This is a genomic window from Allobosea sp. GW822-FHT05A11, from assembly GCF_058800455.1.
Genome location: NZ_JBXAMI010000008.1, coordinates 138412 through 162365, shown reverse-complemented (window position 1 = coordinate 162365; position 23954 = coordinate 138412). Strand labels below are relative to the sequence as shown.

25 protein-coding genes are annotated in these 23954 nt (G+C 66.8%); 3 read left to right on the top strand and 22 right to left on the bottom strand.

The window, feature by feature from the left end; genetic code table 11:
- Nucleotides 1-73: 73 nt before the first annotated feature.
- The 8 genes from flaF to AC1RLU_RS24815 form a co-directional block, all read right to left on the bottom strand.
- Entirely contained in the window at nt 74-445 is a 372-nt protein-coding gene (gene flaF / locus AC1RLU_RS24850; RefSeq protein WP_492798772.1) for a flagellar biosynthesis regulator FlaF, read from the bottom strand.
- On the bottom strand, nt 429-821 hold the full coding sequence (gene flbT / locus AC1RLU_RS24845) for a flagellar biosynthesis repressor FlbT (protein ID WP_061966872.1): 393 nt from the start codon (nt 819-821) through the stop codon (nt 429-431). Before flbT ends, flaF begins: the two co-directional genes overlap by 17 nt.
- Before the next feature lie 49 nt (nt 822-870).
- Entirely contained in the window at nt 871-2022 is a 1152-nt protein-coding gene (locus AC1RLU_RS24840; RefSeq protein ID WP_492798771.1) for a flagellin N-terminal helical domain-containing protein, read from the bottom strand.
- A 199-nt stretch (nt 2023-2221) separates the two neighbouring features.
- Nucleotides 2222-3364: a flagellin N-terminal helical domain-containing protein gene (locus AC1RLU_RS24835; protein ID WP_492798770.1), complete on the bottom strand. Its 1143-nt coding sequence runs from the start codon at nt 3362-3364 to the stop codon at nt 2222-2224.
- Between the two features lie 243 nt (nt 3365-3607).
- A complete protein-coding gene (locus AC1RLU_RS24830) occupies nt 3608-4057 on the bottom strand; it encodes a hypothetical protein (RefSeq protein ID WP_492798769.1) in 450 nt (149 codons plus the stop codon).
- A 224-nt stretch (nt 4058-4281) separates the two neighbouring features.
- Entirely contained in the window at nt 4282-4770 is a 489-nt protein-coding gene (locus AC1RLU_RS24825) for a hypothetical protein (protein WP_061966876.1), read from the bottom strand.
- The gene (locus AC1RLU_RS24820; RefSeq protein ID WP_061966877.1) at nt 4757-5113 is read right to left on the bottom strand and encodes a rod-binding protein; all 357 of its coding nucleotides are present in this window, start codon (nt 5111-5113) and stop codon (nt 4757-4759) included. Before AC1RLU_RS24820 ends, AC1RLU_RS24825 begins: the two co-directional genes overlap by 14 nt.
- Nucleotides 5113-6246 (bottom strand): flagellar basal body P-ring protein FlgI, encoded by a 1134-nt coding sequence (locus AC1RLU_RS24815; protein WP_061966878.1) that lies wholly within the window; start codon nt 6244-6246, stop codon nt 5113-5115. Before AC1RLU_RS24815 ends, AC1RLU_RS24820 begins: the two co-directional genes overlap by 1 nt.
- Before the next feature lie 226 nt (nt 6247-6472).
- On the opposite strand from AC1RLU_RS24815, the gene AC1RLU_RS24810 reads away from it, so the two are divergent.
- Nucleotides 6473-6880: a flagellar assembly protein FliX gene (locus AC1RLU_RS24810; protein WP_492798768.1), complete on the top strand. Its 408-nt coding sequence runs from the start codon at nt 6473-6475 to the stop codon at nt 6878-6880.
- A gap of 68 nt (nt 6881-6948) precedes the next feature.
- Here AC1RLU_RS24810 and AC1RLU_RS24805 read toward each other — a convergent pair whose 3' ends face one another.
- From AC1RLU_RS24805 to AC1RLU_RS24795, 3 genes are all read right to left on the bottom strand, one after another.
- Nucleotides 6949-7494 carry a 2,4'-dihydroxyacetophenone dioxygenase family protein gene (locus tag AC1RLU_RS24805; RefSeq protein ID WP_113587240.1) on the bottom strand — a complete coding sequence of 182 codons (546 nt, stop codon included), beginning with the start codon at nt 7492-7494 and terminating at the stop codon, nt 6949-6951.
- An 89-nt stretch (nt 7495-7583) separates the two neighbouring features.
- A complete protein-coding gene (locus AC1RLU_RS24800) occupies nt 7584-8321 on the bottom strand; it encodes an SDR family NAD(P)-dependent oxidoreductase (RefSeq protein WP_492798767.1) in 738 nt (245 codons plus the stop codon).
- Nucleotides 8322-8398: 77 nt separating this feature from the next.
- Complete coding sequence (locus AC1RLU_RS24795; protein ID WP_492798766.1) at nt 8399-9220, bottom strand: hypothetical protein; 822 nt, start codon at nt 9218-9220, stop codon at nt 8399-8401.
- A gap of 215 nt (nt 9221-9435) precedes the next feature.
- Here AC1RLU_RS24795 and AC1RLU_RS24790 point away from each other — a divergent pair, with 215 nt between their 5' ends.
- Complete coding sequence (locus tag AC1RLU_RS24790; protein ID WP_492798765.1) at nt 9436-10650, top strand: NADP-dependent isocitrate dehydrogenase; 1215 nt, start codon at nt 9436-9438, stop codon at nt 10648-10650.
- 114 nt (nt 10651-10764) lie between these two features.
- Here the strand turns inward: AC1RLU_RS24790 and AC1RLU_RS24785 are convergent, their stop codons facing one another.
- The 11 genes from AC1RLU_RS24785 to AC1RLU_RS24735 all read right to left on the bottom strand — a co-directional run bounded on the left by AC1RLU_RS24785 (nt 10765) and on the right by AC1RLU_RS24735 (nt 22368).
- On the bottom strand, nt 10765-11430 hold the full coding sequence (locus AC1RLU_RS24785) for a hypothetical protein (RefSeq protein WP_492798764.1): 666 nt from the start codon (nt 11428-11430) through the stop codon (nt 10765-10767).
- A gap of 190 nt (nt 11431-11620) precedes the next feature.
- On the bottom strand, nt 11621-12280 hold the full coding sequence (locus tag AC1RLU_RS24780; protein WP_492798763.1) for a hypothetical protein: 660 nt from the start codon (nt 12278-12280) through the stop codon (nt 11621-11623).
- The gene (gene alaS, locus AC1RLU_RS24775; protein WP_492798762.1) at nt 12280-14922 is read right to left on the bottom strand and encodes an alanine--tRNA ligase; all 2643 of its coding nucleotides are present in this window, start codon (nt 14920-14922) and stop codon (nt 12280-12282) included. The genes AC1RLU_RS24780 and alaS overlap by 1 nt, the downstream gene beginning before the upstream one ends.
- Before the next feature lie 188 nt (nt 14923-15110).
- Entirely contained in the window at nt 15111-16196 is a 1086-nt protein-coding gene (gene recA / locus AC1RLU_RS24770) for a recombinase RecA (RefSeq protein WP_492798761.1), read from the bottom strand.
- A 193-nt stretch (nt 16197-16389) separates the two neighbouring features.
- On the bottom strand, nt 16390-18894 hold the full coding sequence (gene cckA / locus AC1RLU_RS24765; RefSeq protein WP_492798760.1) for a cell cycle histidine kinase CckA: 2505 nt from the start codon (nt 18892-18894) through the stop codon (nt 16390-16392).
- Between the two features lie 72 nt (nt 18895-18966).
- On the bottom strand, nt 18967-20034 hold the full coding sequence (gene flhB / locus AC1RLU_RS24760) for a flagellar biosynthesis protein FlhB (protein ID WP_061966889.1): 1068 nt from the start codon (nt 20032-20034) through the stop codon (nt 18967-18969).
- 9 nt (nt 20035-20043) lie between these two features.
- Nucleotides 20044-20799: a flagellar biosynthetic protein FliR gene (gene fliR / locus AC1RLU_RS24755; protein ID WP_061966890.1), complete on the bottom strand. Its 756-nt coding sequence runs from the start codon at nt 20797-20799 to the stop codon at nt 20044-20046.
- Nucleotides 20800-20891: 92 nt separating this feature from the next.
- Nucleotides 20892-21158 carry a flagellar biosynthesis protein FliQ gene (gene fliQ / locus AC1RLU_RS24750; protein ID WP_061966891.1) on the bottom strand — a complete coding sequence of 89 codons (267 nt, stop codon included), beginning with the start codon at nt 21156-21158 and terminating at the stop codon, nt 20892-20894.
- A 24-nt stretch (nt 21159-21182) separates the two neighbouring features.
- Nucleotides 21183-21506 carry a flagellar hook-basal body complex protein FliE gene (gene fliE, locus AC1RLU_RS24745; protein ID WP_091856529.1) on the bottom strand — a complete coding sequence of 108 codons (324 nt, stop codon included), beginning with the start codon at nt 21504-21506 and terminating at the stop codon, nt 21183-21185.
- Nucleotides 21507-21553: 47 nt separating this feature from the next.
- Entirely contained in the window at nt 21554-21964 is a 411-nt protein-coding gene (gene flgC, locus AC1RLU_RS24740) for a flagellar basal body rod protein FlgC (RefSeq protein ID WP_061966893.1), read from the bottom strand.
- A gap of 2 nt (nt 21965-21966) precedes the next feature.
- On the bottom strand, nt 21967-22368 hold the full coding sequence (locus AC1RLU_RS24735) for a flagellar basal body protein (RefSeq protein WP_142112461.1): 402 nt from the start codon (nt 22366-22368) through the stop codon (nt 21967-21969).
- Nucleotides 22369-22589: 221 nt separating this feature from the next.
- On the opposite strand from AC1RLU_RS24735, the gene AC1RLU_RS24730 reads away from it, so the two are divergent.
- On the top strand, nt 22590-23900 hold the full coding sequence (locus AC1RLU_RS24730) for a hypothetical protein (RefSeq protein ID WP_492798759.1): 1311 nt from the start codon (nt 22590-22592) through the stop codon (nt 23898-23900).
- The last annotated feature ends 54 nt before the right edge of the window (nt 23901-23954 follow it).

Sequence of the window (23954 nt, the reverse complement as noted above, 5' to 3'; positions counted from 1 at the left end):
CAGAAAAACCCGCAAACAGAAACGCCGCCCATCGGGCGGCGTTTCTGTTTCTCAGGTCTTCCGCGGAAAGGTATCAGCGGCCGCGCAAACCCGCGGCGATTTCCCGGTTGATGCTGATCAGCGCACTGAGGCTCTGCGGCTGCGGATCGGCCGAGATCTTGAACGTCTGATTGAAGATGAAATTGGCCAGGCCGAGGATGTTGGTCTTGATGCCGACCGGCAGAGGGTTGTCCTCGGCGATCATGGCGGAGACCAGCAGGGTCCAGAGGCGCCGGTTGTAGGTGAGGGCTTCGTCGACATCTCGCCCGCGCGCGTCCCAGTCGTCGGCGACGGCCTGAAGCCGGGTCGCGGCCTTGATCAGCAGGGAGGCTTCAAGTTCGCGGGGCGAAACGACGGATTGGGCAGTCTTGGCCGCGGCGGCGTAGGCGTTAAACCCGTTTTGCATTCTCGATCAATTCCGCTTCATAGGCGATCAGCTTTCTGGCCGCCTTCAGAGCCTTGTACAGGTCGTCGCTTAAGATGCGGTTATTGATCTCATGAACATGCGGCAGAGCGCTGGGCGCTGCATTGATGAATTCGCGCACGAGCTGGAAATAGGTCTCGTGCTCATGCGTCGGGTCCTGCGCCAGGTACATCAGCTGGATGGCGAGGTAGATCTTCTTGGCCGGGGTGTCGGCGCTGGCTGCGGTGAGAATGTCCTTCTCGCGCAGGATGGGCGCATCGCCCTCGATGAAGAAGCGCGTGCGCTGCTCGTCGTTGCGGATCACCACCTGGCCGATGATGATTCGCTCCTTGGGCTTGAGCTCGACCTTGAGGGCCATGTCTTGTCCTTGCCTTCTGGCGGAGGGGAGGGCTGTGCCGTCTTCGGCGTCAGCCGAAGAGCCGGAGCACGCCCTGGTCGGCCTGCGAGGCCAGCGACAGCGCCGTCTGCGAGAGCTGCTGGCGGGTGTTGAGCGCGAGCAGCTTGGCGCCTTCCTCGTTGGAGTCGGCGAGAACGAGGTTGTCGGCACCGATGGTCAAGGTGTTGATCATGTTCTTGGTGAAGTCCTGACGGGTCTGGATCACCGAGAGCTGCGAGCCGAGCGACGAGGCCGAGCTGCGCAGCGAGGTCAGCGCGTTGGTCAAGGCGTCGGAGGCATTGGCCAGGGCGTTGTCGTTCTGGAAATCGATGTCGCCGACGGCGGATCCGGCTTGGGCGATGCCGAGATTGGTCGCGCTGATCTCCTCGCCCTGGATGTCCAGCTTGTTCTGGGCCGCTCCGGTCTTCTCGTTGAAGACGACCGAGAGAGCGTCGCCGGCCAGCAGGTTGATGCCGTTGAAGCCGGCGTCCTTGGCGAGCTCGTTGATCTGGCTGCGCAGCTCGTTGAACTGGTCGACGAGATTGGCGCGCACGTCAGAATTGCCAGTGGCGGCGACGTCCGTGTCATCGCTGCCGGCCGCACCGGTAACGGCGTCGGCGCCCGCAATGGTCAACGGGTCGGAGCCCGTGCCTTTGATCGTCAGCTCGCCGGAATTGTTCACCGTTGCGGTGGCGATGCCGGAATCATTGATCTTGTTGACGACGTCGCGGATCGTCTCGGTCGCGCCGACCGCCACGGTATATTCCGTGTTCCCGGCCGTGATCACGATGTTGCCCGCGGCAGCGACGGTTTTCGCGAGAGCCGCGGCCTTGGTCGCGGCGATGGCGGCACCCGTGGTGCTCGGACGGTTCTGGGCGGCGTCGGCCTGGGCCTGCTTGATGGTCGACTGGGCCGACTGCACCAGCTTGACGATCGCGTCGATACCTTTCGAGGCCGTCTGGATCGTCTGAATGCCGTTGGAGATTCCATCCAGCAAGCCGCCGAGCTGGTTGGACCGGTCGTTCAGGCCGGCTGCGGTGAAGAAATTGATCGGGTTGTCGATGGCCGAATTGACGCGCCGTCCGGTCGCCAGGCGATTCTGGATCGCGCCCTGCTCGGCGGTGGTCTGCTGGAGCGTCAGCAGGTTGTTGCGCACGCCGCTGGTGAGAATCGTATTGGCCATGTCTGGGTCCTCTGAACGCGCGGCGCTACGCCCGCCCGGATTGCTTTGGACCGATCATTGTTTGTTAAGGCTAATAAACGGTTAATCGCGACGGAAAATCCTTGCTCGTAACGAAGAAAGCGGCGGAGCTTGCGCTCCGCCGCTTTCTTTTGTCTTCGGCCCAAATTCTGTGGGCAAGCCCGCTTCTGCGGACGAAGGATCAGAACAGGCGCAGGACGGCCTGGTCGGCCTGGCTCGAAAGCGACAGGGCGGTCTGGGAGAGCTGCTGGCGGGTCTGCAGAGCGAGCAGCTTGGCGCCTTCCTCGTTGGTGTCGGCCAGCACCAGGTTGTCGGCACCCTGGGTCAGGGTGTTGATCAGGTCCTTGGTGAAGTCCTGGCGGGTCTGGACGACGCCCAGGCTGGAGCCCAGCGACGAAGCCGTCGAGCGCAGCGAGGTGAGGGCGTTGGTCAGGGAGTCGGCAGCGGTGGCGAGCTGCGTATCATTCTGGAAGTCGATGTCGGTACCGGCTTCGCCGATGCCGAGGTTCGTGGCGCTGATTTCCTCACCCTGAACCTTGAGCTCGTTCTTGGCGGCACCGGTCTTCTCGTTGAAGACGACGGAGAGCGCGTCGCCGGCGAGAAGATTGATGCCGTTGAAGCCGGCGTCCTTGGCGAGTTCATTGATCTGCGTGCGCAGGTCGTTGAACTGATCGACGAGGCTGGCGCGAACGTCGGAGTTGGCAGTGGCCGCCACGTCGGCCTGGTCGTTTCCGGCCACGCCGGTAACAGCGTCGGCGCCGGCGATCGTCAGAGCGTCCGAACCCGTGCCCTTGATCGTCAGCTTGCCATCGTTGCTGACCGAAGCGGTCGCAATACCCGACTTGTTGATGTTGTTGACGACGTCGCGGATCGTGTCGGTCGCGGATGCAGTGACGGTATATTCCGTCGCGCCGGCGGTGATCGTGATGTCGCCGGCTGCGGCGACGGTCTTGGCCAAGGCCGCAGCCTTGGTCGTATCGATCGCGGCGCTGACGGTGCTCGGACGGTTCTGGGCGGCGTCGGCCTGGGCCTGCTTGATCGTCGACTGGGCCGACTGGACCAGCTTGGTGATCGCGTCGATACCCTTCGAGGCGGCCGTGATGGTCTGGACGCCGTTCGAGATGCCGTCGAGCAGGTTGGTGAACTGGCCGGCGCGATCGTTCAGGCCGGCGGCGGTGAAGAAGTTGACCGCGTTGTCGACGGCGGAGTTGACCTTCTTGCCGGTGGCGAGACGGAACTGACCCTGCTGCGAGGCGGCGGTGGTCGAGGAGAGCGAGGAGAGCGCGTTGCGCACGCCAGCGGAGAGAGAGATCGTCGAGGCCATAATGAGAAACCCTTCTGGGATGATGCCTTCTGGCGTCGTGGCCGTTCTGGCCGCGACGAAAGGACCCTGCCGCGGCGCTTCGTAACGAGACGTAAATTTCGACGTTAGAATGCGCCGCTGACGGGGCAGCCTGCCGGTATGGTGAATGGCGGATTAAGGGGGCGAGGGAGCCTTGAAACGACGAAGGCCCGCTTGCGCGGGCCTTGCGGGAGGCAAGCCGGGATGTCGTGGAGCAGGCCGGCTTCAGGCGGTCCGTTCGACCTGGTGGGCCTCGCTGGCCTCGCGCGCCCGTTCGCTGAGCTCGCGCGAATAGGCGCGGAGTTTCAGGAGGACTTCGTCCGGCAGTTGCGAGATCGTCTCGCCGGTGTGCGGGTCCTTCTTCTGCAGCACGATCGCGCGCGTCTTCGGATCGATGATCAGCTTGCGCTCGACCGTCTCGTCGGCGGTGCGCGTGGCGGTGCGATCGTTCCGGTCGTTAGCGAATGCCCGGCGCTCGCCATCGGCGCGACTCTGGGCGTCGCGTGCCTCGGCGCGGACCTCGACATTCACGGCCGCGCCGGCAGAGGCGGATTGCACGGTCTTTTCGGGAGGAAGGTCCACGGCGATGCTGCCGGCCTGCGCCGTGACGTCCGAGCGGGTGACGGGCGGCGCGGCAGTCACGGCCGCGAGCCTGGGGGCGTTGCCAAAATCCATGACCACTCCTTCTGGAGTCGTTCACGGCGCCGTTGCGCCGTTCTCGTCCGGTGCCGGGAGCAGGACGCGCTACCCGACGCTGCGAGGATTGGCAGAAAAGATTGAATCCGGCGTCAAGAAATTAGGTAAATCTTTAGGGTTTCCGGCGCAGCCGGCGCGTAAACCCTTTATATACCAAGGGCCTGGCGGCTGCCGGCGGCGAGCCCGCCAGAGCAGGGCGCCGATCAAAGCCGGCGCGAGACGACCAACGGCCCGGAATTGGGACGGGCGAAGACACCGGCGCCGACAGTCGCGGTCGGGCCGTAGCCATTGGCCCGCATCGGCCGGTTGGCGTCGGCCGCGAGATCGCGAATGACGGATTCCGAGACGGCGCGCGCCGTCGCCAGAACGATCTGGTTGGTTTCGATCAGGCCCTGGAAGGCGTTGTGCGCCTCCTTCAGCCGCTTGACCTGGTCCGGCACGAAGCGGGCCAGCGCCACGGCATTCAGCTTCACCTGCTCGACGCCGCGCATGTAGATGCCGGCGAGCTCGGTCTTGCGCGGCTCGCGGGTCATGGCTTCCGGCAGGCGGCCGGCACGAACCAGCTCGGTCTCCTCGCCGACGAGATGCGAGAGGGCGCCAAGCGCCTCCAGGACGGCTTCGATCAGGGCTCGGGCACCAAGCGCGTCGGCGATGCGCGGGCGTTCGTCGAGGACAGGCTTAGCGACCGGCATTCTGGACTCCGCCCGCGGCCTGTTCCTGGAGATTGATCAGGTCGCGCATGATCTGGTTGGAGAGGCCGATGCCGCCGGCCTGCTGGATCTGCTTGGCGTATTGCTGGGTGAGCTGCGAGCGCCAGATGCCGCCGCCGGTGCCGTTCTCGCCGAGCGGGCCTTCGGTGCCCTCGCTGGCGAAGAGCTTCTCGGTCATCTGCTCGAGGAACATGGTCTCGAAATCGTCGGCCTGCTTCTTCGCCTTGGCCTTGGCCGGGTCGAGCGCATCGGCAATGCCGCTGGCGACCTTGCCGGCGACGCCGAGGGCGAGATTCGCGGCGGGAAGCGCGAGGGCAGCAGTCATCACATCACCTCGATTTCGGCCTGCAGCGCGCCTGCCGACTTGATGGCCTGGAGAATGGAGATCAGGTCGCGCGGGCCGATGCCCAGCGCATTGAGCCCGTCGACCAGCTCGGCCAGCGTCACGCTTTCCTTGACCAGGGCGAGCTTGTTGCCGCCGCCGGTATCGACCTTGACGTTGGTCCGGGGCGTCACGACGGTCTGGCCGCGCCCGAAGGGCTCCGGCTGCGAGACCTGCGGCTGCTCGCTGATCGTGACGGTGAGGTTGCCCTGCGCTACGGCGACGGTGGAGACGCGGACATCCTTGCCCATGACGATGATGCCGGAGCGCTCGTCGATGACGATGCGGGCGAGCTGGTCGGGCTCGACGCGCAGCTGCTCGATATCGGTGAGCAGCTTGATCATGTTGCCCTTGAAGCGGGCCGGAATCTGCAAGGCCACGGTCGAAGGATCGGTCGGCTCGGCCGAGTCGCCGCCGACGAATTCGTTGATCGCAGCCGCCATGCGGCGAGCGGTGGTCAGGTCGGGATTGCGCAGCGACAGGCGCAGCGTCTGGAGCTTGTTCAGCGCGAAGTCGATCTCGCGCTCGACGACGCCGCCATTGGCAATGCGGCCGACGGTCGGCACGCCGCGGGTGATCTTGCTGGCCTCGCCCTCGGCCGAGAAGCCGGAGATCGCGACCGGGCCCTGCGACACCGCATAGACCTCGCCATCGGCACCGAGCAGCGGCGTAACCAGGAGCGTGCCGCCCTGCAGCGACTTGGAATCGCCCATGGCCGAGACGGTGACGTCGACGCGGGTGCCCTGCGTGGCGAAGGGCGGCAGGTTTGCGGTCACCATCACGGCGGCGACGTTGGCGGTGCGCATGTTAGCGCCGCGGGTGTTGACGCCGAGACGCTCCAGCATCGCCTGCAGCGACTGCTTGGTGAAGGGCGTGTTGTTGAGGGTGTCGCCGGTGCCGTTGAGGCCGACGACGATGCCGTAGCCGAGCAACTGGTTGGTGCGCACGCCCTCGACCGAGGCGAGATCCTTGATGCGCGAGAGCGCGAACACCGGCTGCGACGACAGGCCGACGACCACGGCCAGCAGAGCGGCCAGCGGCTTCAGCAGCGTCTTCAGGGCGGGGTTGCGGAACATGCGTCTGGCACCGGGGGTGGTTGAACTCATCCGACCCTTGCGAGGGGCGTGCCAAACCGCTCGAATTTGAAAAGCCTTGTTTGTCAGTCCTTTGCAGTTCGGCTTCATGGTTGGGAGGCTCTTGCGGAGCCTGCGCTTCCTGCCGGGGCGGCAGTTTCTGCCGGGTCGTTTACCGGCTGTTAACCGTCTTCCGACAAGGTTTCATTAACCCTTCACGAGGCCGCCGATGATCAGGATCGACCAGCGCGCGCCCGTTTCGAATGCCGGCCCGGCCAGTTCCGCGAGGCGCTCGAGCGGCGCCGCCTTCACGCTTCCGCCGCAGGATTCCGCCACCGCGACCCGCAGCAGCGGCGTCAGCGCGGCCGGCCCGCTCGATACGCTGCTCGTCGTCCAGGCGCAGGAGGACACGCAGGACCGCAAGCGCCGGCAGGCGAGGCGCGGGCACGACCTGCTCGACGGGCTCGACCGGCTGAAGGCGGCGCTGCTCGCTGGCCGGGTTCTGCCGTCGGAGCTGGAGCGGCTGCGCACGACATTGGCGCTCAGGCGCGAGACGACCGACGATCCGCGCCTCGACGAGGTTCTCGCCCATATCGAACTGCGCGCGGCGGTCGAGCTGGCGAAGCTGAAGCGCTGACGGCTTGAACACCGCATGCGACCAGCGAAGGCGTGGATGGTCGGGACAAGCCCGACCATGACGAAGCACTACCGAATGAACTGATCGACATACTCCGCACCCAGCCCGTTCTGGGCGTAATGCGCGCGGCATTTGTCGATGCGGGTGAAGGTGTCGTCATAGCCGAGGCATTTGCCGTCCGGGTCGACATAGATCATCGCGCCGTTCACCTGGAACATGGTGATCATCTCTTCCGTCTCGGGATCGACCACCAGCGTGTGGGTCTCGCCGGGCGCCTCGTAGACATAGGAGCCCTCGGTCGCGACCCAGTCATGCTCCAGATAGCGCCATTGGCCCTTCAGTACGTAGCCGTGGACCGGCAGCGGATGGCGATGGCGCGAGAGCACGCCGGCGCGGCGAACCTTCAGCAGGTTCATCCAGTAGCCGCGCGAGACGCAGAAGAGCAGCGGGCGGAACCAGACATTGTCATCGACCGGCACCCAGACGCGCTCGTCGGTCGGGATCACGTTCGGGACGATCAGCTCCGGCGGCGATTCCTTCGGCTGGGGATGGCGATAGGGCGTCCAGCGCTCCTCCTGGGTGGCCGCGACGGGGATCGGGCTCGTCGTGTTCATGGCGTCTCTCCCGGGCTGATGTTCTGATTCAATGCGCTTGCAATTCGATTCAGGTTTCCGGCTCAAGCTGTTGAGTCGGAAACACTTTCCTAGACCGCGAGATAGCCGCCATCGACCGGCAGGATAGCGCCGGTGACGAACGCGGCCGCGTCCGAGAGCAGGAAGGCGATGGCGCCACCAACATCGCCGGGCTTGCCCCAGCGGCCCATCGGCGTGCGAGCGATGATGGGCGCCGAGCGCTCGGCATCCTCGACCAGCGGCCGGGTCAGCTCGGTCTCGATCCAGCCGGGCGCGACCGCGTTGACGCGGATGCCGTCCGGCGCCCAGGCGGCGGCGAGCGACTTGGTGAGCTGGCCGATGCCGCCCTTCGAGGCGGCATAACCCGGCGCGAAGGCGGAGCCGTGGAAGGTCAGCATCGAGGCGATGTTGACGATGCCGCCGCCGGTCTTATCCGCGCCCCTGGCGGCGAGCTTGTCCCTGGCGGCGACACACATCCGCATCGTGCCATTGAGATTGACCTCGATGGTCAGGCGGAAGGCGTCGATCTCGAATTCCTTGCCGCCGCGCTGGATCATGCCTGCGCAGTTCACCAGGGCATCGAGGCGCGGGCAGGTCGCGACGATGGCGGCGACTTCGGCGTCGCGGGTCACGTCGAGCCGGGCATGCCGGATCGCAGGATGGGCCGGCGCCGCTGCCACCTCCTCCTCGGTCAGGCCGGTGGCGAGGACCTCGTAGCCGGCCTGTGCCAGGGCAAGGGCGGCGCCGGCGCCGATGCCGCGGGTGCCGCCGGTAACGAGAGCGAATTTGGTCGAAGCCGGGTTTGTCATGGAGCGAGGCTAGAGCGCTCCGGGCCCATGGGAAAGGCTGGATGATGCAGGCCGCCATGCGATGGCGGCCGTGCCGGTCAGTCCCACTTGTATTTGAAGGAGAGCATGGCCCGGCCCTGCGTCTCGAAATCGCTGGCGACGAGCGGCACCTTGCGCGCCAGCGTCAGATCGAAGGAAGTCTGCCAGGGCAGGTCGGCGAGCCTGGCGAGATCGACCGAGAGCTTCATCTCCGGCGTGAATGCCGTGTGGAGGCCGTCGCCCGGCGCGAAGACGTAATTGCCGGCCATGGCGAGCTGGGAGGTCAGGGTGAGATGCGGGAACAATTCCTGCCGGTAGCCGATCACGGCCTCGCCGGTCTGTTCGGGATTGCCGTAGAGCGAGCCACCGCCGCCGGTCGCGAGGCTCCAGATAAAGCCCTTCTGGGCTACCGCCGGCTTGCCCAGCCGCCAGCGCAGCTCCGCGTCGCGCGTCGCACCGACGCTCGCCGGGTCGAAGATTGTGGTCGAGAGCGAGAAGATGTCCTGCCCGAGCTTGAAGCCGACGGAGCGATCCTGCGCTGCGCTCGTCATGGTCTGGCGCGCGGCGAAGCCCTTGCGGATGATGTCGACGGGAATCGGCGCCCGCGCCCGCAGATGGGCGCCGGACGCCGCTGCCGCCCGGCCGAGCGCGGCCAGCCCCGGATCGAATACGAGAGCATCGGGGTCATCGGCGGCGAGTGCCGGAGCCGCCATCACGTCGGCATCGGGATCGATCAGCGCGCCGCGCGGGACCGGCAGCGGGGTGGTCGGTGCTTCCTCGGCCGTGATCGGCGCGGAGGCGAGGGCGGGGCCGAACGTCGCCGCCAGAAGGATCGCGGCCGGCTGAAGACCGGCGCGGAGGTCATGAATGAAACGGAACACGTCGTTCGTCCTGTCGCTATGACGAGCGGCAGAACAGACTAGGCCGGGAAGATGCCGATTTTGCGGCAATGCAGCATAATCATTGTTGCATAAGATTGCCCGAAAGCCGCGCTTCCCCCGCCGGCTCTAACGAGCTAGGAAGCGACCCAGCCGTGGATCGTGGCCGAAAGCCGCGATTTCGGATCGTTCTATCTGGAGAGAACAGGGGTCATCGCATGAGCAAGATCAAGGTCGCCAACCCGGTCGTCGACATGGACGGCGACGAGATGACCCGGATCATCTGGCAGAAGATCAAGGACACCCTGATCTTCCCGTATCTGGATCTCGAGCTCGATTATTACGACCTCTCGGTCGAGAACCGCGACGCGACCGACGACCAGGTCACGATCGACGCCGCCAACGCCACCAAGAGGCATGGCGTCGCGGTGAAGTGCGCCACCATCACGCCGGACGAGGGCCGCGTGAAGGAGTTCAACCTGAAGTCGATGTGGAAGTCGCCGAACGGCACGATCCGCAACATCCTCGGCGGCGTGATCTTCCGCGAGCCGATCATCTGCAAGAACGTGCCGCGCCTGGTTCCCGGCTGGACCCAGCCGATCGTCATCGGCCGCCATGCCTATGGCGACCAGTACCGCGCCACCGATTTCAAGTTCCCGAGCAAGGGCACGCTGTCGATCAAGTTCGTCGGCGAGGACGGCAACGTCATCGAGAAGGAGGTCTTCAAGGCCCCCGAGGCCGGCGTCGCCATGGCGATGTACAATCTCGACGAGTCGATCCGCGACTTTGCCCGCGCTTCGCTGAACTACGGCCTGATCCGCAAGTACCCGGTCTATCTCTCGACCAAGAACACCATCCTCAAGACCTATGACGGGCGCTTCAAGGATATCTTCGAGGAGATCTACCAGGCTGAATTCAAGGCCGAATTCGACAAGCTCGGCATCACCTACGAGCACCGCTTGATCGACGACATGGTCGCTTCCGCGATGAAGTGGTCGGGCGGCTATGTCTGGGCCTGCAAGAACTACGACGGCGACGTGCAGTCCGACACCGTGGCGCAGGGCTTCGGCTCGCTCGGCCTGATGACCTCGGTGCTGATGACGCCGGACGGCAAGACCGTCGAGGCAGAGGCCGCGCACGGCACGGTGACGCGCCACTACCGCGAGCACCAGAAGGGCAAGGAGACCTCGACGAACTCGATCGCCTCGATCTTCGCCTGGACCCGTGGCCTCGCGCACCGCGCCAAGCTCGACAACAATGCCGAGCTCGCCAAGTTCGCTTCGCTTCTGGAAAAGGTCACGGTCGACACCGTCGAGGCCGGCGACATGACCAAGGACCTCGCCCTGCTGGTCGGCGCCGAGCAGAAGTGGCTCTCGACCACCGGCTTCCTCGAGAAGGTCAGCGACAACATGCGCAAGGCGATGGCCGCCTGATTTAGGGCGCATCATTGCGTGGAATGAGAAGCCCGGCCGAAAGGCCGGGCTTTTTTCATCAACGGTAATGGCAGGACGTCTTGACTTGAACCTGCCCGTCGCTGCGCGATCAGGTCAATTGACGGCGAAGCAGTAAAGGCGCCCGGCGCCGCCCGTGCTTTTCAGTGCGTCCTGGCTGCAGCCGCCGCGCGAGGCATGTGAGCTGTTCCAGGATTTCGCGGGTGGCGACTCGTCGAGCCCGGTGCGGTCATGGTGGCCCATCATCACCGCACCCTCCGCGCCGCTTTTCGTATAGTTCCCGCAGGTGCGATCCTCGCCCGGGGCGAAGGCTGTGCCGTCGGGCTGCGAGCCCGTCAGGATGTCGTGCTCGTTGGGCGTGTCGCCGCGGCCGTTGACGGCTTCGCCCTTCTCGGTGAGCGCCGTCTGCTTGGTGAGGTTCGCTGCGCCGCCATGCAGGTCCGCGACGCTGTTCGCGATCACCGCACCCTTGGCATTGCGCCAGGGGCCGGCGCCGATCCGATCGCGCGCATTGACTGCGGCGGTGCTGCCGGCTGCCTGCGTCGACAGATAGGCGTGCCAGGTCTTGCTGCCGGCGCCGGCCGCCTGGGCGAGGCGCTGGCAAATCGCATCGGCACCCGCCAGCCCGCCGAGATCCGCGCCCTTGCCGGAGCCAGCGCTCGTGATGAAAAAGGTCATATCCGAGGTCTGAGCCTGGGCGGTGCTGCCGGTTAGCGCCAGCAATCCGAAGGTCGCAGCAAGCGTGACGAATTTTGCGCTCATCGTTCGGTCTCCCTGGTCTTCTTCGCTCTTGGCTACGTTCGTTCAGCGACGCCCGCAGCCGGTGCAGGGGCAGCCTAACATGGCTTTCGGCCTGTTGGGGGCGGCCTCGGCATAGTCGCAAGGAAGTGACTGAAGGGGGCAGGTCAGGCGGCGGGGCGGTTTCGCTCAAGCCGCATCGCGATATGTCCGGTCATTCCACCCTGACCGGCCGCCGCGCCAGGATGCGATGTTCCGCCAGCGGCGCATGCAGGATGTAGCGCAATTCATAGACACCCGGCTGGTCCGGCGCCTCCAGCGTCGCCTCGACATTCTCCGCGGGGAAGAAGCGCGGGCCGTCCGTGTCGGCCGGCGCGTCCGGCTTCACCAGTATCACGCGGTCCTGCTCGCCATTGGGGCCGATGCCGCGCACCGGCACGCCCTGGCCGCGGCCGACACGCTCGGGCGCAGCCAGCGTCGCACTCGGCTCTGTCGTCGCGAGCGGCTGGCGCAGCAGGATCGTGGGCGCGCCGGCCTTTTCCACCGTCAGGCGCAGTTCGTAAGTCCCAACAGCGCCGGGGGTGGGGAGAGCCGGCACCGTGGTCCTGGGCTCGACGACGACGATCGCCTTGTCCGCCGGGTCATCCGGGCGCGCGATGGCGAGGCGCGCGCCTTGCGGCATGCGGGTGAGGAAGACGCTGAGCGGCGCGCCGGCGACGATGGTCCGCGCCGCGGAAAGCGACGGCTGCGATGAGCCCGGTGCGGGCTTCTGCTGCTTCTGGCCTACGGCAGCAGCCGGCCAGAGGCCGACCGCGATCAAGAGCATGCGGCGGGAGAGGGCGCCTGTGCAGGCGCCATTCTTCCCCGTCGCCATCAGCCCATCGCAGCGGCGACGGCGTCGAGCGCGGCTTGCGCCTTGCTGCCGTCCGGCCCGCCGGCCTGGGCCATGTCGCGGCGGCCGCCGCCGCCCTTGCCGCCGAGCTGCTCGGAGGCCGCGCGGACCAGTGCGACCGCGTCGAAACGCTCGGTCAGGTCCGGCGTGACGCCGACGACGACGCCGGCCTTGCCGTCATCGGCGACGCCGACGATCGCGACGACACCGGAGCCGACGCGCGTCTTGGCCTCGTCGGCGAGGCTCTTCAGGTCTTTCATCTCGATGCCGGTGACGGCGCGCGCCAGCAGCCTGGCGCCGGCGATCTCCTGGATCGGGTCCTCGGCTGCGCCGCCGCCGCCCATGGCGAGCTTCTTGCGGGCCTCGGTCAGTTCGCGATCGAGTTTGCGGCGTTCCTCGATCAGCGCGGCCAGGCGGTTGCCGGCCTCGGCGGCGGGGACCTTGAGCAGGCTCGCGAGCCCGTCGAGCAGGCGCGATTCCTCGTTGAGGCGCAGGCGCGCTCCGTTGCCGGTCATGGCTTCGAGGCGGCGCACGCCGGCCGCGACGGCACCTTCGCCGACGATGCTGACGAGACCGATATCGCCGGTGCGCGCGGCATGGGTGCCACCGCAGAGCTCGACCGAATAGGCGCGGCCGGCCGGGTTGGTGCCCATCGCGACGACGCGGACCTCGTCGCCGTATTTCTCGCCGAAGAGAGCGCGCGCGCCGGAGGCGATCGCCTCGTCGACGCTCATCAGGCGGGTCGTGACCGGCTCATTCTGGAGGACGATCGCGTTGGCGATCTCCTCGACCTCGCGCAGTTCCTCGGCGCTGATCGGTTTGGGATGCGAGAAGTCGAAGCGCAGGCGATCGGCCGAGACCAACGAGCCCTTCTGCGCGACATGGTCGCCGAGGACGAGGCGCAGCGCTTCGTGCAGCAGATGCGTCGCCGAGTGGTTGGCGCGGATCGCGGAACGGCGCTCATGGTCGACGACGAGCTCGACAGCGGCGCCGAGCTTCAACTCGCCTTCCTTGACCGTGATGCTGTGGGCGAAGACGTCGCCGAGCTTCTTCTGGACGTCGGAAACCTCGACCAGCGCCCCCGGCGCCTTCGCCAGGCCGGCATCGCCGACCTGGCCGCCGGATTCGCCGTAGAACGGCGTCTGGTTGACCAGCATGAAACCGCTCTCGCCGGCCTTCAGCGCGGGGACCTCGGCATTGTCGCGGATCAGCGCGGTGACCACGCCCTCGGCAATCTCGGTGTCGTAGCCGAGGAACTCGGTGGCGCCGACCTTGTCGCGCAGCGGGAACCAGAGCGCCTCGGTCGCGGCCTCGCCTGTGCCGGCCCAGGCGGCGCGCGCCTTGGCCTTCTGCTGCTGCATGGCGGCATCGAAGCCCTCGGTATCGACCGTGATCTCGCGGGCGCGCAGCGCATCCTGCGTCAGGTCGAGCGGGAAGCCGTAGGTGTCGTAGAGCGTGAAGGCGACGTCGCCCTTGAGGCTCTGGCCGGCGGTCAGGTCCTTCGAGGCGTCGTCGAGCAGGGTGAGGCCACGCGCCAGCGTGGTGCGGAAGCGGGTCTCCTCCAGCTTCAGCGTCTCGGTGATCAGCGCTTCGGCACGCAGCAGTTCGGGATAGGCGCGGCCCATCTCGCGGGTCAGCGCCGGGACGAGCTTGTGAAGCAGCGGCTCCTTGGCACCGAGGAGCTGCGCATGGCGCATGCCGCGACGCATGATCCGGCGCAGCACATAGCCGCGGCCCTCGTTCGACGGCAGCACGCCGTCGGCGATCAGGAAGGCCGAGCAGCGCAGATGGTCGGCGATGACGCGGTGGCTCGCCTTCATCGGCCCGTCCGGATCGACCGAGGTCAGGTCGGCGATGGCCGTGATCAGGGCGCGGAAGAGGTCGATATTGTAGTTGTCATGCGTGCCCTGGAGCACGGCGGCGATGCGCTCCAGCCCCATGCCGGTATCAATCGAGGGGCGAGGCAGGTTGGTGCGGACGCCACCCGCGGCCTCCTCGTACTGCATGAACACGAGATTCCAGATCTCGATGAAGCGATCGCCATCCTCCTCGGCCGAGCCGGGCGGGCCGCCCCAGATATGGTCGCCATGGTCGTAGAAGATCTCGGAGCAGGGGCCGCAGGGACCGGTATCGCCCATGCGCCAGAAATTATCCGAGGTCGCGATGCGGATGATCTTGTCGTCGGTCAGGCCGGCGATCTTCTTCCAGAGAGCGTGCGCCTCGTCGTCCTCGGAGTAGACGGTGACCGTCAGCTTGTCCTTGGGCAGGCCGAATTCGCGGGTGACCAGCGTCCAGGCGTGATGGATCGCCTGTTCCTTGAAATAGTCGCCGAAGGAGAAATTCCCCAGCATCTCGAAGAAGGTGTGATGGCGCGCGGTATAGCCGACATTGTCGAGGTCGTTGTGCTTGCCGCCGGCACGGACGCATTTCTGGGCGGTGGTGGCACGCGAATACGGGCGCTTCTCCTGGCCGGTGAAGACGTTCTTGAACTGCACCATGCCCGAATTGGCGAACATCAGCGTCGGGTCGTTGCGCGGCACGAGCGGGCTCGACGGCACGATCTCGTGGCCCTGGGACTTGAAGTAGTCGAGGAAGGTCGACCGGATATCGTTGACGCCGCTCATCGCTCTTTTGCGCTCTGATCTGGGGCAGGAGGCCGGGCGCGCCCGGCAGGAAGGACCGGTTCTAGTCAGGCGGCTTGCCGCTGTCCAGAAAGCTTGACGCAGCGCACACCGGGCAAGGCCTTATCCGCAAACGAAAAGGGCGGCCCGAAGGCCGCCCGCGTCTTCGTCCGGGACAGTACAGGCCGTGATCAGGCCTCGCCTTCGTCGAGATCGTCCGCGGTCGGGTCCGCCTGATCGAGGATGCGGTCCGCGACGAGGCCGGAATTCTGCCGGATCGTGGCCTCGATCTTGGAGGCCAGGTCAGGGTTGTTCTTGAGGAAGGTCTTGGCGTTCTCGCGGCCCTGGCCGAGGCGCTGGCTGTCGAAGGAGAACCAGGCGCCAGCCTTCTCGACCATGCCGGCCTTGACGCCGAGATCGATCAGTTCGCCGACCTTCGAGATGCCCTCGCCGAACATGATGTCGAACTCGACCTGCTTGAAGGGCGGCGCGACCTTGTTCTTGACGACCTTGACGCGGACCTGGTTGCCGGTCGCCTCGTCGCGCTCCTTCAGCGTCGAGACGCGGCGGATATCGAGGCGCACGGAGGCGTAGAACTTCAGTGCGTTGCCGCCGGTGGTAGTCTCCGGGGAACCGTACATCACGCCGATCTTCATGCGGATCTGGTTGATGAAGATGACCATGCAGTTCGAGCGCGAGATCGAGGCGGTGAGCTTGCGCAGGGCCTGGCTCATCAGGCGGGCCTGCAGGCCGGGCTGGACATCGCCCATCTCGCCCTCGATCTCGGCGCGGGGCGTGAGCGCGGCGACGGAGTCGATGACCAGCACGTCGATGGCGCCGGAGCGGACGAGGGTATCGGTGATCTCGAGCGCCTGCTCGCCGGTATCGGGCTGCGAGATCAGCAGGTCGTCGAGATTGACGCCGAGCTTGCGAGCATAGACCGGATCGAGCGCGTGCTCGGCATCGACGAAAGCGCAGACGCCACCCTTCTTCTGGGCCTCGGCGATGGTGTGCAGCGCCAGCGTGGTCTTGCCGGAGGATTCCGGTCCGTAGATCTCGACGATGCGGCCCTTGGGCAGGCCGCCGACGCCCAGCGCGATGTCGAGCCCGAGCGAACCCGTGGAAATCGTCTCGATCTCGATCGACGGCGAGTTCTTGCCGAGCCGCATGATCGAGCCCTTGCCGAAGGCGCGTTCGATCTGGGAGAGCGCTGCATCGAGCGCCTTGGCCTTGTCCATCGAGGAGCCTTCCACGAGTTTGAGATTCGCCTGATTCACGGTTCGGGCTCCTTATGGCAGGGCGACGGGGACATCTCAATGCGTCTTGACATGAGGATGGTCACGCTTTGTTCTTGTTCGCAAGTTCTTTTTTTGTTCTCGGTGTCAGTTTCTGTCAGGAGGGGTGTCAGGAGCTGTCACGGGCAGGGCGGCCACAGCGGAGTATGGCGCCCGAATGCGGGCGCCGTCGGCCTCAGCCCATCGCCGCCTTCACCGTCTCGACGAGTTGCTTCATCGTGAAGGGCTTGGGCAGGAAGTGGAATTCCTCCCCCTCGGGCAGGTTCTTGCGGAAGGCCTCCTCGGCATAGCCGGAGACGAAGACGACCTTGGTGTCCGGGTTGCGCTTGCGGAGTTCGCCGAGCAGCGTCGGGCCGTCCATCTCCGGCATCACCACGTCGGAGACGATGAGGTCGATCTTGCCGTCGTTCTGCAGGAAGAGGTCGAGCGCCTCGACGCCCGAGGCTGCCTCGTGGACGGTATAGCCGCGCGAGACCAGCATGCGGGCGTTGAGCGCGCGGACCGCATCCTCGTCCTCGACCAGCAGGATGACGCCGGCGCCGGTATGATCGGCGGCGAGCTTCTTCGGCGCTTCCTTGGCCGCGGCCTCGGCGGCGATATCCTCCTGGCTCGGGACATGGCGCGGCAGGAAGATGCGGAAATTCGTGCCCTTGCCGATGGTCGAGTCGACGAAGACATAGCCGCCGGTCTGCTTGACGATGCCATAGACCATCGAGAGGCCGAGGCCGGTGCCCTTGCCGACCTCCTTGGTGGTGAAGAAGGGCTCGAAGATCTTGTCGAGATATTCCTGCGGGATGCCGGTGCCGCTGTCCTCGACCTCCAGCAGGACGTAGTCGTCGGCGGGCAGGGCGTCCTGGCCGAAGGAGGCGCAGTCCTCGCGGGTGACGTTGCGGGTGCGCACCGCGAGCTTGCCGCCATCCGGCATCGCGTCACGGGCATTGACGGCGAGGTTGACGATGACCTGTTCGAGCTGGCCGAGATCGGCCTTGACCGGCCAGAGGTCGCGGCCCTGGCGGACATCGAGCGTGACCTTGTCGGCGACGACGCGCTTCAGCATCAGCGAGAGATCGGAGAGCACCTCGCCGAGCTCCAGCACCTGCGGGCGCAGCGTCTGGCGGCGCGAGAAGGCGAGCAGTTGCCGCACCAGCGCCGCGGCACGGTAGGCGTTCTGCTTGATCTGCATGATGTCCGGGAAGGACGGGTCGGTCGGCCGGTGGCTCGCCAGCAGGAACTCGGAGGCGTTGATGATGACCTGCAGCACGTTGTTGAAGTCGTGCGCGATGCCGCCGGCGAGCTGGCCGACCGCCTGCATCTTGCCGGCCTGGTCCATGTTGTCGCGCAGCTTGCGCTCGGCCGTGGTCTCCAGCGCGTAGACGATGGCGCGCTCGCCGTCGCCGCCTTCGGTGCCGGCGACCGGGGTGAGGTAGAGCTTGGCCGAGCGGCCATCCTCGCCGGCGAGCGCCAGATCGAGCGGGGCGCCACCCGAGCGCCCGGCCACCACCTCGGCTAGCGCCGCATCGAGGCCGGCACCGGAGGCGACGAGGTCGTGGATGGTCTGCGGCCGCAGGCCCGCCGGGATCAGGCGGGCGAAGGCGGCGTTGGAATGCAGGATGGCGCCGGCCTCGTCGATGGTGGCGATCGCCATCGGCGTCGAATGGAAGAAGCGGGCGAAGCGGACCTCGGCGTCGCTGCCGCCATCGGAGCCGGCCTCGCCGGCCGTGCGGTTGAGCACGAGGGTGCGCGAGGGGCCGGCGCGGCCATCCTGCCCGAAGGCAACCTGATGGTGCAGGCGCACGGGCAGGGGCGCGCCGTTGCGGCGCTTCAGGTCGACATCGAGAACTTCGACGCGGACATCGCCGGGCTGGCCGCGGATCGCCTGGAGCAGGGCGGCGGCGGAGGGCGTGCAGACATCGTCGAGATGCAGGCCGCCGGAGCCGAAGCGGGCGAGATCGAAATCGAGCCAGCCGGAGAGCGTCGCGTTGAGATAGGAGATCTCGCCATCGGCATCGATCGAGATGAACCCGGCCGGGGCATGGTCGAGATAGTCGATCGCGTGCTGGAGCTCCTGGAAGGCGTTTTCCTGGCGCTCGCGGTCGGGCGTGATGTCGGCGACGGACCAGAGCGTCGCGGTCGAGGTCTCGCGGCGGACGGGCGAGACCCGGACGCGGTACCAGCCGACCTCGCTGCGCCCGTTCAGGGCGGGCTCAAGGCGGACTTCCTCGACCAGGCGGCGATGCTCGCGGGCGGCGGTGGCGAGCCGGTAGATCGCTTCGGAGACGTCGGCGCGGCCGGTCAGCAGGCGGCCGACGGGCTTGAGGTCGTTGGCGCCGGTCGCGCCCGCCAGCGCGAGATAGGCCTCGTTGGCATAGACGATCTCGTTTTCGCTCTCGGTCACCACGATGCCGTCATCGGCGCCGTCGACGACAGCCTTGGTCAGGTCGTTGCGGGCGGCGCGGCCGGAAAACTGCACGAGTCCGATGGCGAAGGCGAAGAGCCCGAAGACGCCGACGACCGAGAGCAGGGCCAGCAGGCCGAGGATCAGCGGCTGCGCCCATTCATTGGCGAGGAAGCCGAGCGCGATCGCTGCGCCCACAAGCAGGGCGGCCACGAACAGGATGATCCCGATATGGCCGGGCTTGTCGGAGCGATCGATCGTATTGGTCGCCGTGGTGCCGCTCATTGCGGTGGAGTCCGTTCGCTTGGGGCCGCTGCGGAAACTCCGCGGCCATCCTTCCTTCGCATCCCTGCCGAGTTAGGCGCGCCGACCCTTCAGGCGCAAGACGTATCCGATGACTTCGGCGACGGCCTGATAGTGTTCGACAGGAATTTCTTCGTCGATGTCGACCGTGGCGTAAAGCGCACGCGCCAAAGGCGGGTTCTCGATGATCGGCACGCGGTGCTCGCCGGCGACCTCGCGGATCTTCAGGGCCATGGTGTCGACGCCCTTGGCGAGGCAGAGCGGCGCCGCCATGCCGGGCTCGTATTGCAGGGCGACGGCGAAGTGGGTCGGGTTGGTGATGATCACCGTCGCCTTGGGCACGGCCGCCATCATGCGCTTGCGGACGCGGCTGGCGCGGATCTGGCGCAGCTTCGCCTTGACCTCGGGATTGCCCTCCGAGTTCTTGAACTCGTCCTTCATCTCCTGCTTCGTCATCTTCTGGCGCTGGTACCAGGAGAAGCGCTGCCAGCCGAAATCGCCGATGGCAATGATGGCGAAAAGGGCAAGCACCGCACCCATCAGCTGGATGGCGAGAGACAGCGTCGCCGGCATCAGCGCCTCGACGCTCATCTGCGCGAAGCCTTCGAGCCGGTCGTGCTGGCCCCAGAGCGTGTACCAGACCACGACGCCGATCAGCGTCGTCTTGGCCAGGCCCTTGGCGAAGTTGACCCAGGCCTCCTTGCCGAAGAGCCGCTTGGCGCCGGCCATCGGCGAGATCCGGTTGAACTTCGGCATCAGCGGCTCGAAGGTCCAGAGCGGCTTGTGCTGGAGCATCGCGCCGGCGAGGCCGGCGCAGAGGATGAAGGCGAAAGGCAGGCCCAGCGCCATGAAGCCGGTGAGCACGCCGCGCTGCGTGACCTGCATGAACGAGGCGCCGTCGGATGGGACCTGATGCGCGTTCATCAGGAAGGAGCGCAAGGACAGCATCGCCTCGCGGGCAGACCAGCCGGCAGCCACCATCAAGGCGAGCGTGAAGCCGCAGAGCACGAAGAAGGTCCCTATCTCCTGCGATTTGGGGACGTCGCCTTTCTCGGTGGCTTCGTCCAGCTTTCGCTGGGTCGGGTCTTCTGTTCTGTCTTCGTTTTCGGCTTCCTCGGACATTGTGCCCCCTCAGCCGGTGAACTGACGGAGGAAGGCGCCGAGGTCGTCGATGAAGACGCTCATCATCACGCCGAGCACGACGAGCATGACGAGCATGCCGCCCATGATCGAGGCCGGCACGGCGAGGAAGAAGACCTGCAATTGCGGCATCATCCGCGCGAGCACGCCGAGGCCGAGATTGAACAGCAGGCCGAAGACGAGAAAGGGCGCCGAGATCTGGATCGCCAGGGCGAAGCCGCGCGCCGTCGAGCGGATCGCCAGCGCCATCACGTCGGTCATGTCGACGGCGCCGCCCGGCGGCAGCAGGCGATAGCTCTCATGGATCGCGGCGATGGCGATGTGGTGCAGGTCCGTGGTCAGGATCAGCGTGATGCCGAGCATCGTCAGGAAGTTGCCGATCGAGGGATTCTGCATGCCGCCGGTCGGATCGACGGTCATGGCGAAGCCCAGCCCCATGGTCTGCGCGACGAGCGTGCCGGCGGTCTGCAGGCAGGCCATCACCAGCCGGGCGCAGAGCCCGATGACGAGGCCGATCAGCAATTCGCCGACGAGCAGGGTGACGACGCCGGAGACGTCGCCGGGCACGCGCAGGGAAGGCCGGGCGACGGGCACGATCATCAGGGCGATGAAGAAGGCGAGCGACAGTCGCGCCCGTGAGAAGATGAAGCGTTCGCCGATGCCGGGCATTAGCATGACGAGCGTGCCGACCCGCGCGAAGACGAGCACGAAAAGGGCGCTGATCTCTGGCAGGATCGCGATCTGCATCGTGCCGCGGGGACCTTCACGCCAAGGACTTGCACGCCAGGACGGGCGCCGCGGCCCCGCGCCGGCCAAGGCCGGCAGCAGGCGCGACGGGCTCATCCGCCCGTGGCGATTCGGGCGGCGACTCGCCCCATATAACCCGCCAGCGCGCTTCCCATGAACGGAAGAAACAGCAGCAATCCGGCAAAGACGGCGATGATCTTCGGCACGAAGACCAGCGTCTGTTCCTGGATCTGCGTCAGCGCCTGCACCAGCGAGACGATGAGGCCGACCGCGAGCGCGATCAGCATCAGCGGGCCGCCGACCTTGAGGAAGACGACGATGCCGTCGCGGGCGATGTCGAGAATGGCTCCGGAAGTCATAATGCTCGTCCGATCCTGTCGCCGTCAGACCGGCATCCGCATGATTTCCTCATAGGCCGCGATGACCCGGTCGCGCACGGCGACCAGGGTCTCGATCGCGGCCTCGCTCTCGGCCACCGCCGTCACGACATTGACGATGTCGGCCCGCCCGCCGGCGACACTCGCGGTCTGCGCATCGGCCTCACGCCCCGCAGTGGCGGTGGCGTCGAGCGCTTTGCCGAGCAGGGCGGAGAAATCCGGCCCGCCCGCTTCCGCTGCGCCCGTGGCGAGCGGCTTGCGCATCAGATTGCCGGCGCCCATCCCCTGGATGGAGGCATAGGCGCCTGCGGCGAAACCCGGAGTGGCCATGGCGGTCTAGTCCCCTTCTGGAGTGTTTGTTTCGGTCGCCGGGCGGTTCAGGCGCGCAGGATGTCGATGGTGCGCTGGATCATCCGGCGCGTCGAAGAGATCAGGTTGAGATTGGCCTCGTAGCTGCGCTGGGCCTCGCGCATGTCGACCATCTCGACCAGCGAATTGACGTTCGGCATCTGCACGTCGCCTTTGGCGTCGGCTGCGGGGTTGCCCGGATCGTGCTTGACCCTGAAGGCGCTCTGGTCGCGCTGGACCTTGCCGAGCGCGACGAGCTGGGCGTCGAGCGTGCGGTCGAAATGGCGCTGGAAAGTCGGGACCTTGCGCCGGTAGGGCTCGGCGCCGGCGCGCTCCGGGCCGGAATCGGCGTTGGCGATGTTCTCGGAGATGACGCGCATGCGCCCCGACTGGCTGCGCAGGCCTGAAGCGGCGACGGCGATGCTCTTGATCAGGTCCATGATCAGCGCCCTTTCCCGATCGCGATCTTCATCAGGCCGAGGCCCTTGCTGTAGAGCGAGGCGGCGAGCTGGTAGTCCGACTGGTTCTGCGCGACCTTGAGCATCTCGTCCTCGAGGTTCACCGCGTTGCCGTTGGGCGTGGTCTCGAAGCGCGGGGCACCGGTGCCGTCGAAGCCGCCATTGGTGCTGGTCAGGCTCATATGGCCGGCATTGGTCTGGGCGAGCGCCACGCCGGCGCGCGCCGGATCGACGCTCGGCGGCTTGAGGTCGACCGGGCGGAAGCCGGGGCTGTCGGCATTGGCGACGTTCTCGGCGAGGATCTTCTGGCGCGACTGCTGGTAGTGCATGCGCAGTTTCAGCGCCTGCATCAGGCCGCCGCTGACGTTCAAGCCGTCATTCGCCATGGCTCCCGCTCCCCGTTTTCGCCACCGGCGAGGCCGGTTCACTCGGCAAATCCTGCCGGGTGCATGGTTAATATCCGGTTAAGGAGCGGTGTTTCGCAGGTGTGGTTAACCACACGTTCACCATGTTTCCCGATAGCGAAAGCGTTATGCTATAGCCAAGGTGTTCAACCATGGGCGGGACTTAACGGCCGTCCGGGCGGCCGTCGCGTAAGAGGCAGACCTTGCAGAGCTTGTTCGGATTGGAACTCTCCACCGCGCAGAAGGTGATCGTCGCCTCTGTCGTTATTCTCGTGCTGCTCGCCCTGCTGGGCCTGTTCGTGCGGCAGATCCAGGGCGGGCGGCTTCGGCTGCGCGGCCAGGCCGGGGGGCGGCAGCGCCAGCCCCGTCTCGGCGTGGTCGATACCTACGACCTCGATCGCCAGCGCCAGCTCGTCCTGATCCGGCGGGACAATATCGAGCACCTGGTGATGATCGGCGGCGCGTCGGATGTCGTGGTCGAGACCAATATCCTGCGCAGCGGCGGTCGCGCTGCGGCGCCGGCCTATGTCGACACCGCCACGGCGGATCGGCCGCTGCCGCCGTTCGAGACGCTGGTGCCTCCGAGCGAGCCTGCGATGCGGGCGGGGGATGAGGCGCGCCGCGCCGGTTATGCTCCCGAAGGGCCGGAGCTGCTGCCGCCTTTGCCGACCCGTCCGGCTTCATTCCCGGTCGAGCCGGCGGCGCCGACCCCTGCGGCTGCAACCGTTGCCTCGGCAGGTGTTGCCGCCGCTCTGGGCGTTGCAGCCGCCGAGGCGGTTTCGGCCGCTGCCAAGCCGGTGATACCTGCGATGCCGGCGCCGCCCGTCACCACCGGACCCGCGCCCAGCTTTGCACGCGAACATGCGCCGCAGCCCGCCGTCAGCCCCGGCGAGCTCGACGACATGACGCGCCAGCTCGAGGAGGCGCTGAAGCGGCCCTTCTCCGCCGTGCGCCCGGCCAATCTCGGCGGCGAGGCGCCGGCCGAGAGTGCGGCGCCGGCCGTGGAACCCCCTGTTCCGGCAGAGAAGCTTTTCCCGGCGCCTGTCGTCGAGGACGAAGCGCCGCCGGCGGAAGCGGCAGCGCCCGTGGTCGAGCCGCCGGCCCCCGAGCCCGAGATCGTGCCGGAGCCCGAGCCGGACGCTGCGCCGCGCCAGAAGCCGATTCCGAGCGATGTCGAGGCCGAGCTTGCCGCGGCACTCGGGCTGACGCTGGATCGTCCCCTTTCGAAAGCGCCCGAGCCCCGGCCATTCGAGGCCAAGCCGGCCGAGATGCATCATCCGGAGCCGGAACCGGCGCCCGAATCCGAATCGATCGGCGAGGAGGAGCCCGCTCCCGCGGAGCGGAGCCGTGTCGCCAGCGTGGACGAGCCGGCCCCGGCCGAGAGCCCGAAGGCACAGCCCGAGCCGGAAAAGCCGGCCGAGCCGGCTGCAAAGGAGATCGATCCCTTCTCGGTCGACGCGATCGAAGCCGAATTCGCCCGGCTGCTCGGCCGCGATCCCAAGGCCAAATCCTGAGGCGGCAAGCAGCAGGCTGGAGGTCGGCAGCCCGAAGGCGGCCGACCATCAACA

Coding starts and splice junctions, on each gene's coding strand:
- flaF (WP_492798772.1), bottom strand. CDS start 445: ATGCAAAACGGGTTTAACGCCTACGCCGCCGCGGCCAAGACTGCCCAA.
- flbT (WP_061966872.1), bottom strand. CDS start 821: ATGGCCCTCAAGGTCGAGCTCAAGCCCAAGGAGCGAATCATCATCGGC.
- AC1RLU_RS24840 (WP_492798771.1), bottom strand. CDS start 2,022: ATGGCCAATACGATTCTCACCAGCGGCGTGCGCAACAACCTGCTGACG.
- AC1RLU_RS24835 (WP_492798770.1), bottom strand. CDS start 3,364: ATGGCCTCGACGATCTCTCTCTCCGCTGGCGTGCGCAACGCGCTCTCC.
- AC1RLU_RS24830 (WP_492798769.1), bottom strand. CDS start 4,057: ATGGATTTTGGCAACGCCCCCAGGCTCGCGGCCGTGACTGCCGCGCCG.
- AC1RLU_RS24825 (WP_061966876.1), bottom strand. CDS start 4,770: ATGCCGGTCGCTAAGCCTGTCCTCGACGAACGCCCGCGCATCGCCGAC.
- AC1RLU_RS24820 (WP_061966877.1), bottom strand. CDS start 5,113: ATGACTGCTGCCCTCGCGCTTCCCGCCGCGAATCTCGCCCTCGGCGTC.
- AC1RLU_RS24815 (WP_061966878.1), bottom strand. CDS start 6,246: ATGTTCCGCAACCCCGCCCTGAAGACGCTGCTGAAGCCGCTGGCCGCT.
- AC1RLU_RS24810 (WP_492798768.1), top strand. CDS start 6,473: ATGATCAGGATCGACCAGCGCGCGCCCGTTTCGAATGCCGGCCCGGCC.
- AC1RLU_RS24805 (WP_113587240.1), bottom strand. CDS start 7,494: ATGAACACGACGAGCCCGATCCCCGTCGCGGCCACCCAGGAGGAGCGC.
- AC1RLU_RS24800 (WP_492798767.1), bottom strand. CDS start 8,321: ATGACAAACCCGGCTTCGACCAAATTCGCTCTCGTTACCGGCGGCACC.
- AC1RLU_RS24790 (WP_492798765.1), top strand. CDS start 9,436: ATGAGCAAGATCAAGGTCGCCAACCCGGTCGTCGACATGGACGGCGAC.
- AC1RLU_RS24785 (WP_492798764.1), bottom strand. CDS start 11,430: ATGAGCGCAAAATTCGTCACGCTTGCTGCGACCTTCGGATTGCTGGCG.
- AC1RLU_RS24780 (WP_492798763.1), bottom strand. CDS start 12,280: ATGGCGACGGGGAAGAATGGCGCCTGCACAGGCGCCCTCTCCCGCCGC.
- alaS (WP_492798762.1), bottom strand. CDS start 14,922: ATGAGCGGCGTCAACGATATCCGGTCGACCTTCCTCGACTACTTCAAG.
- cckA (WP_492798760.1), bottom strand. CDS start 18,894: ATGAGCGGCACCACGGCGACCAATACGATCGATCGCTCCGACAAGCCC.
- flhB (WP_061966889.1), bottom strand. CDS start 20,034: ATGTCCGAGGAAGCCGAAAACGAAGACAGAACAGAAGACCCGACCCAG.
- fliR (WP_061966890.1), bottom strand. CDS start 20,799: ATGCAGATCGCGATCCTGCCAGAGATCAGCGCCCTTTTCGTGCTCGTC.
- fliQ (WP_061966891.1), bottom strand. CDS start 21,158: ATGACTTCCGGAGCCATTCTCGACATCGCCCGCGACGGCATCGTCGTC.
- fliE (WP_091856529.1), bottom strand. CDS start 21,506: ATGGCCACTCCGGGTTTCGCCGCAGGCGCCTATGCCTCCATCCAGGGG.
- flgC (WP_061966893.1), bottom strand. CDS start 21,964: ATGGACCTGATCAAGAGCATCGCCGTCGCCGCTTCAGGCCTGCGCAGC.
- AC1RLU_RS24735 (WP_142112461.1), bottom strand. CDS start 22,368: ATGGCGAATGACGGCTTGAACGTCAGCGGCGGCCTGATGCAGGCGCTG.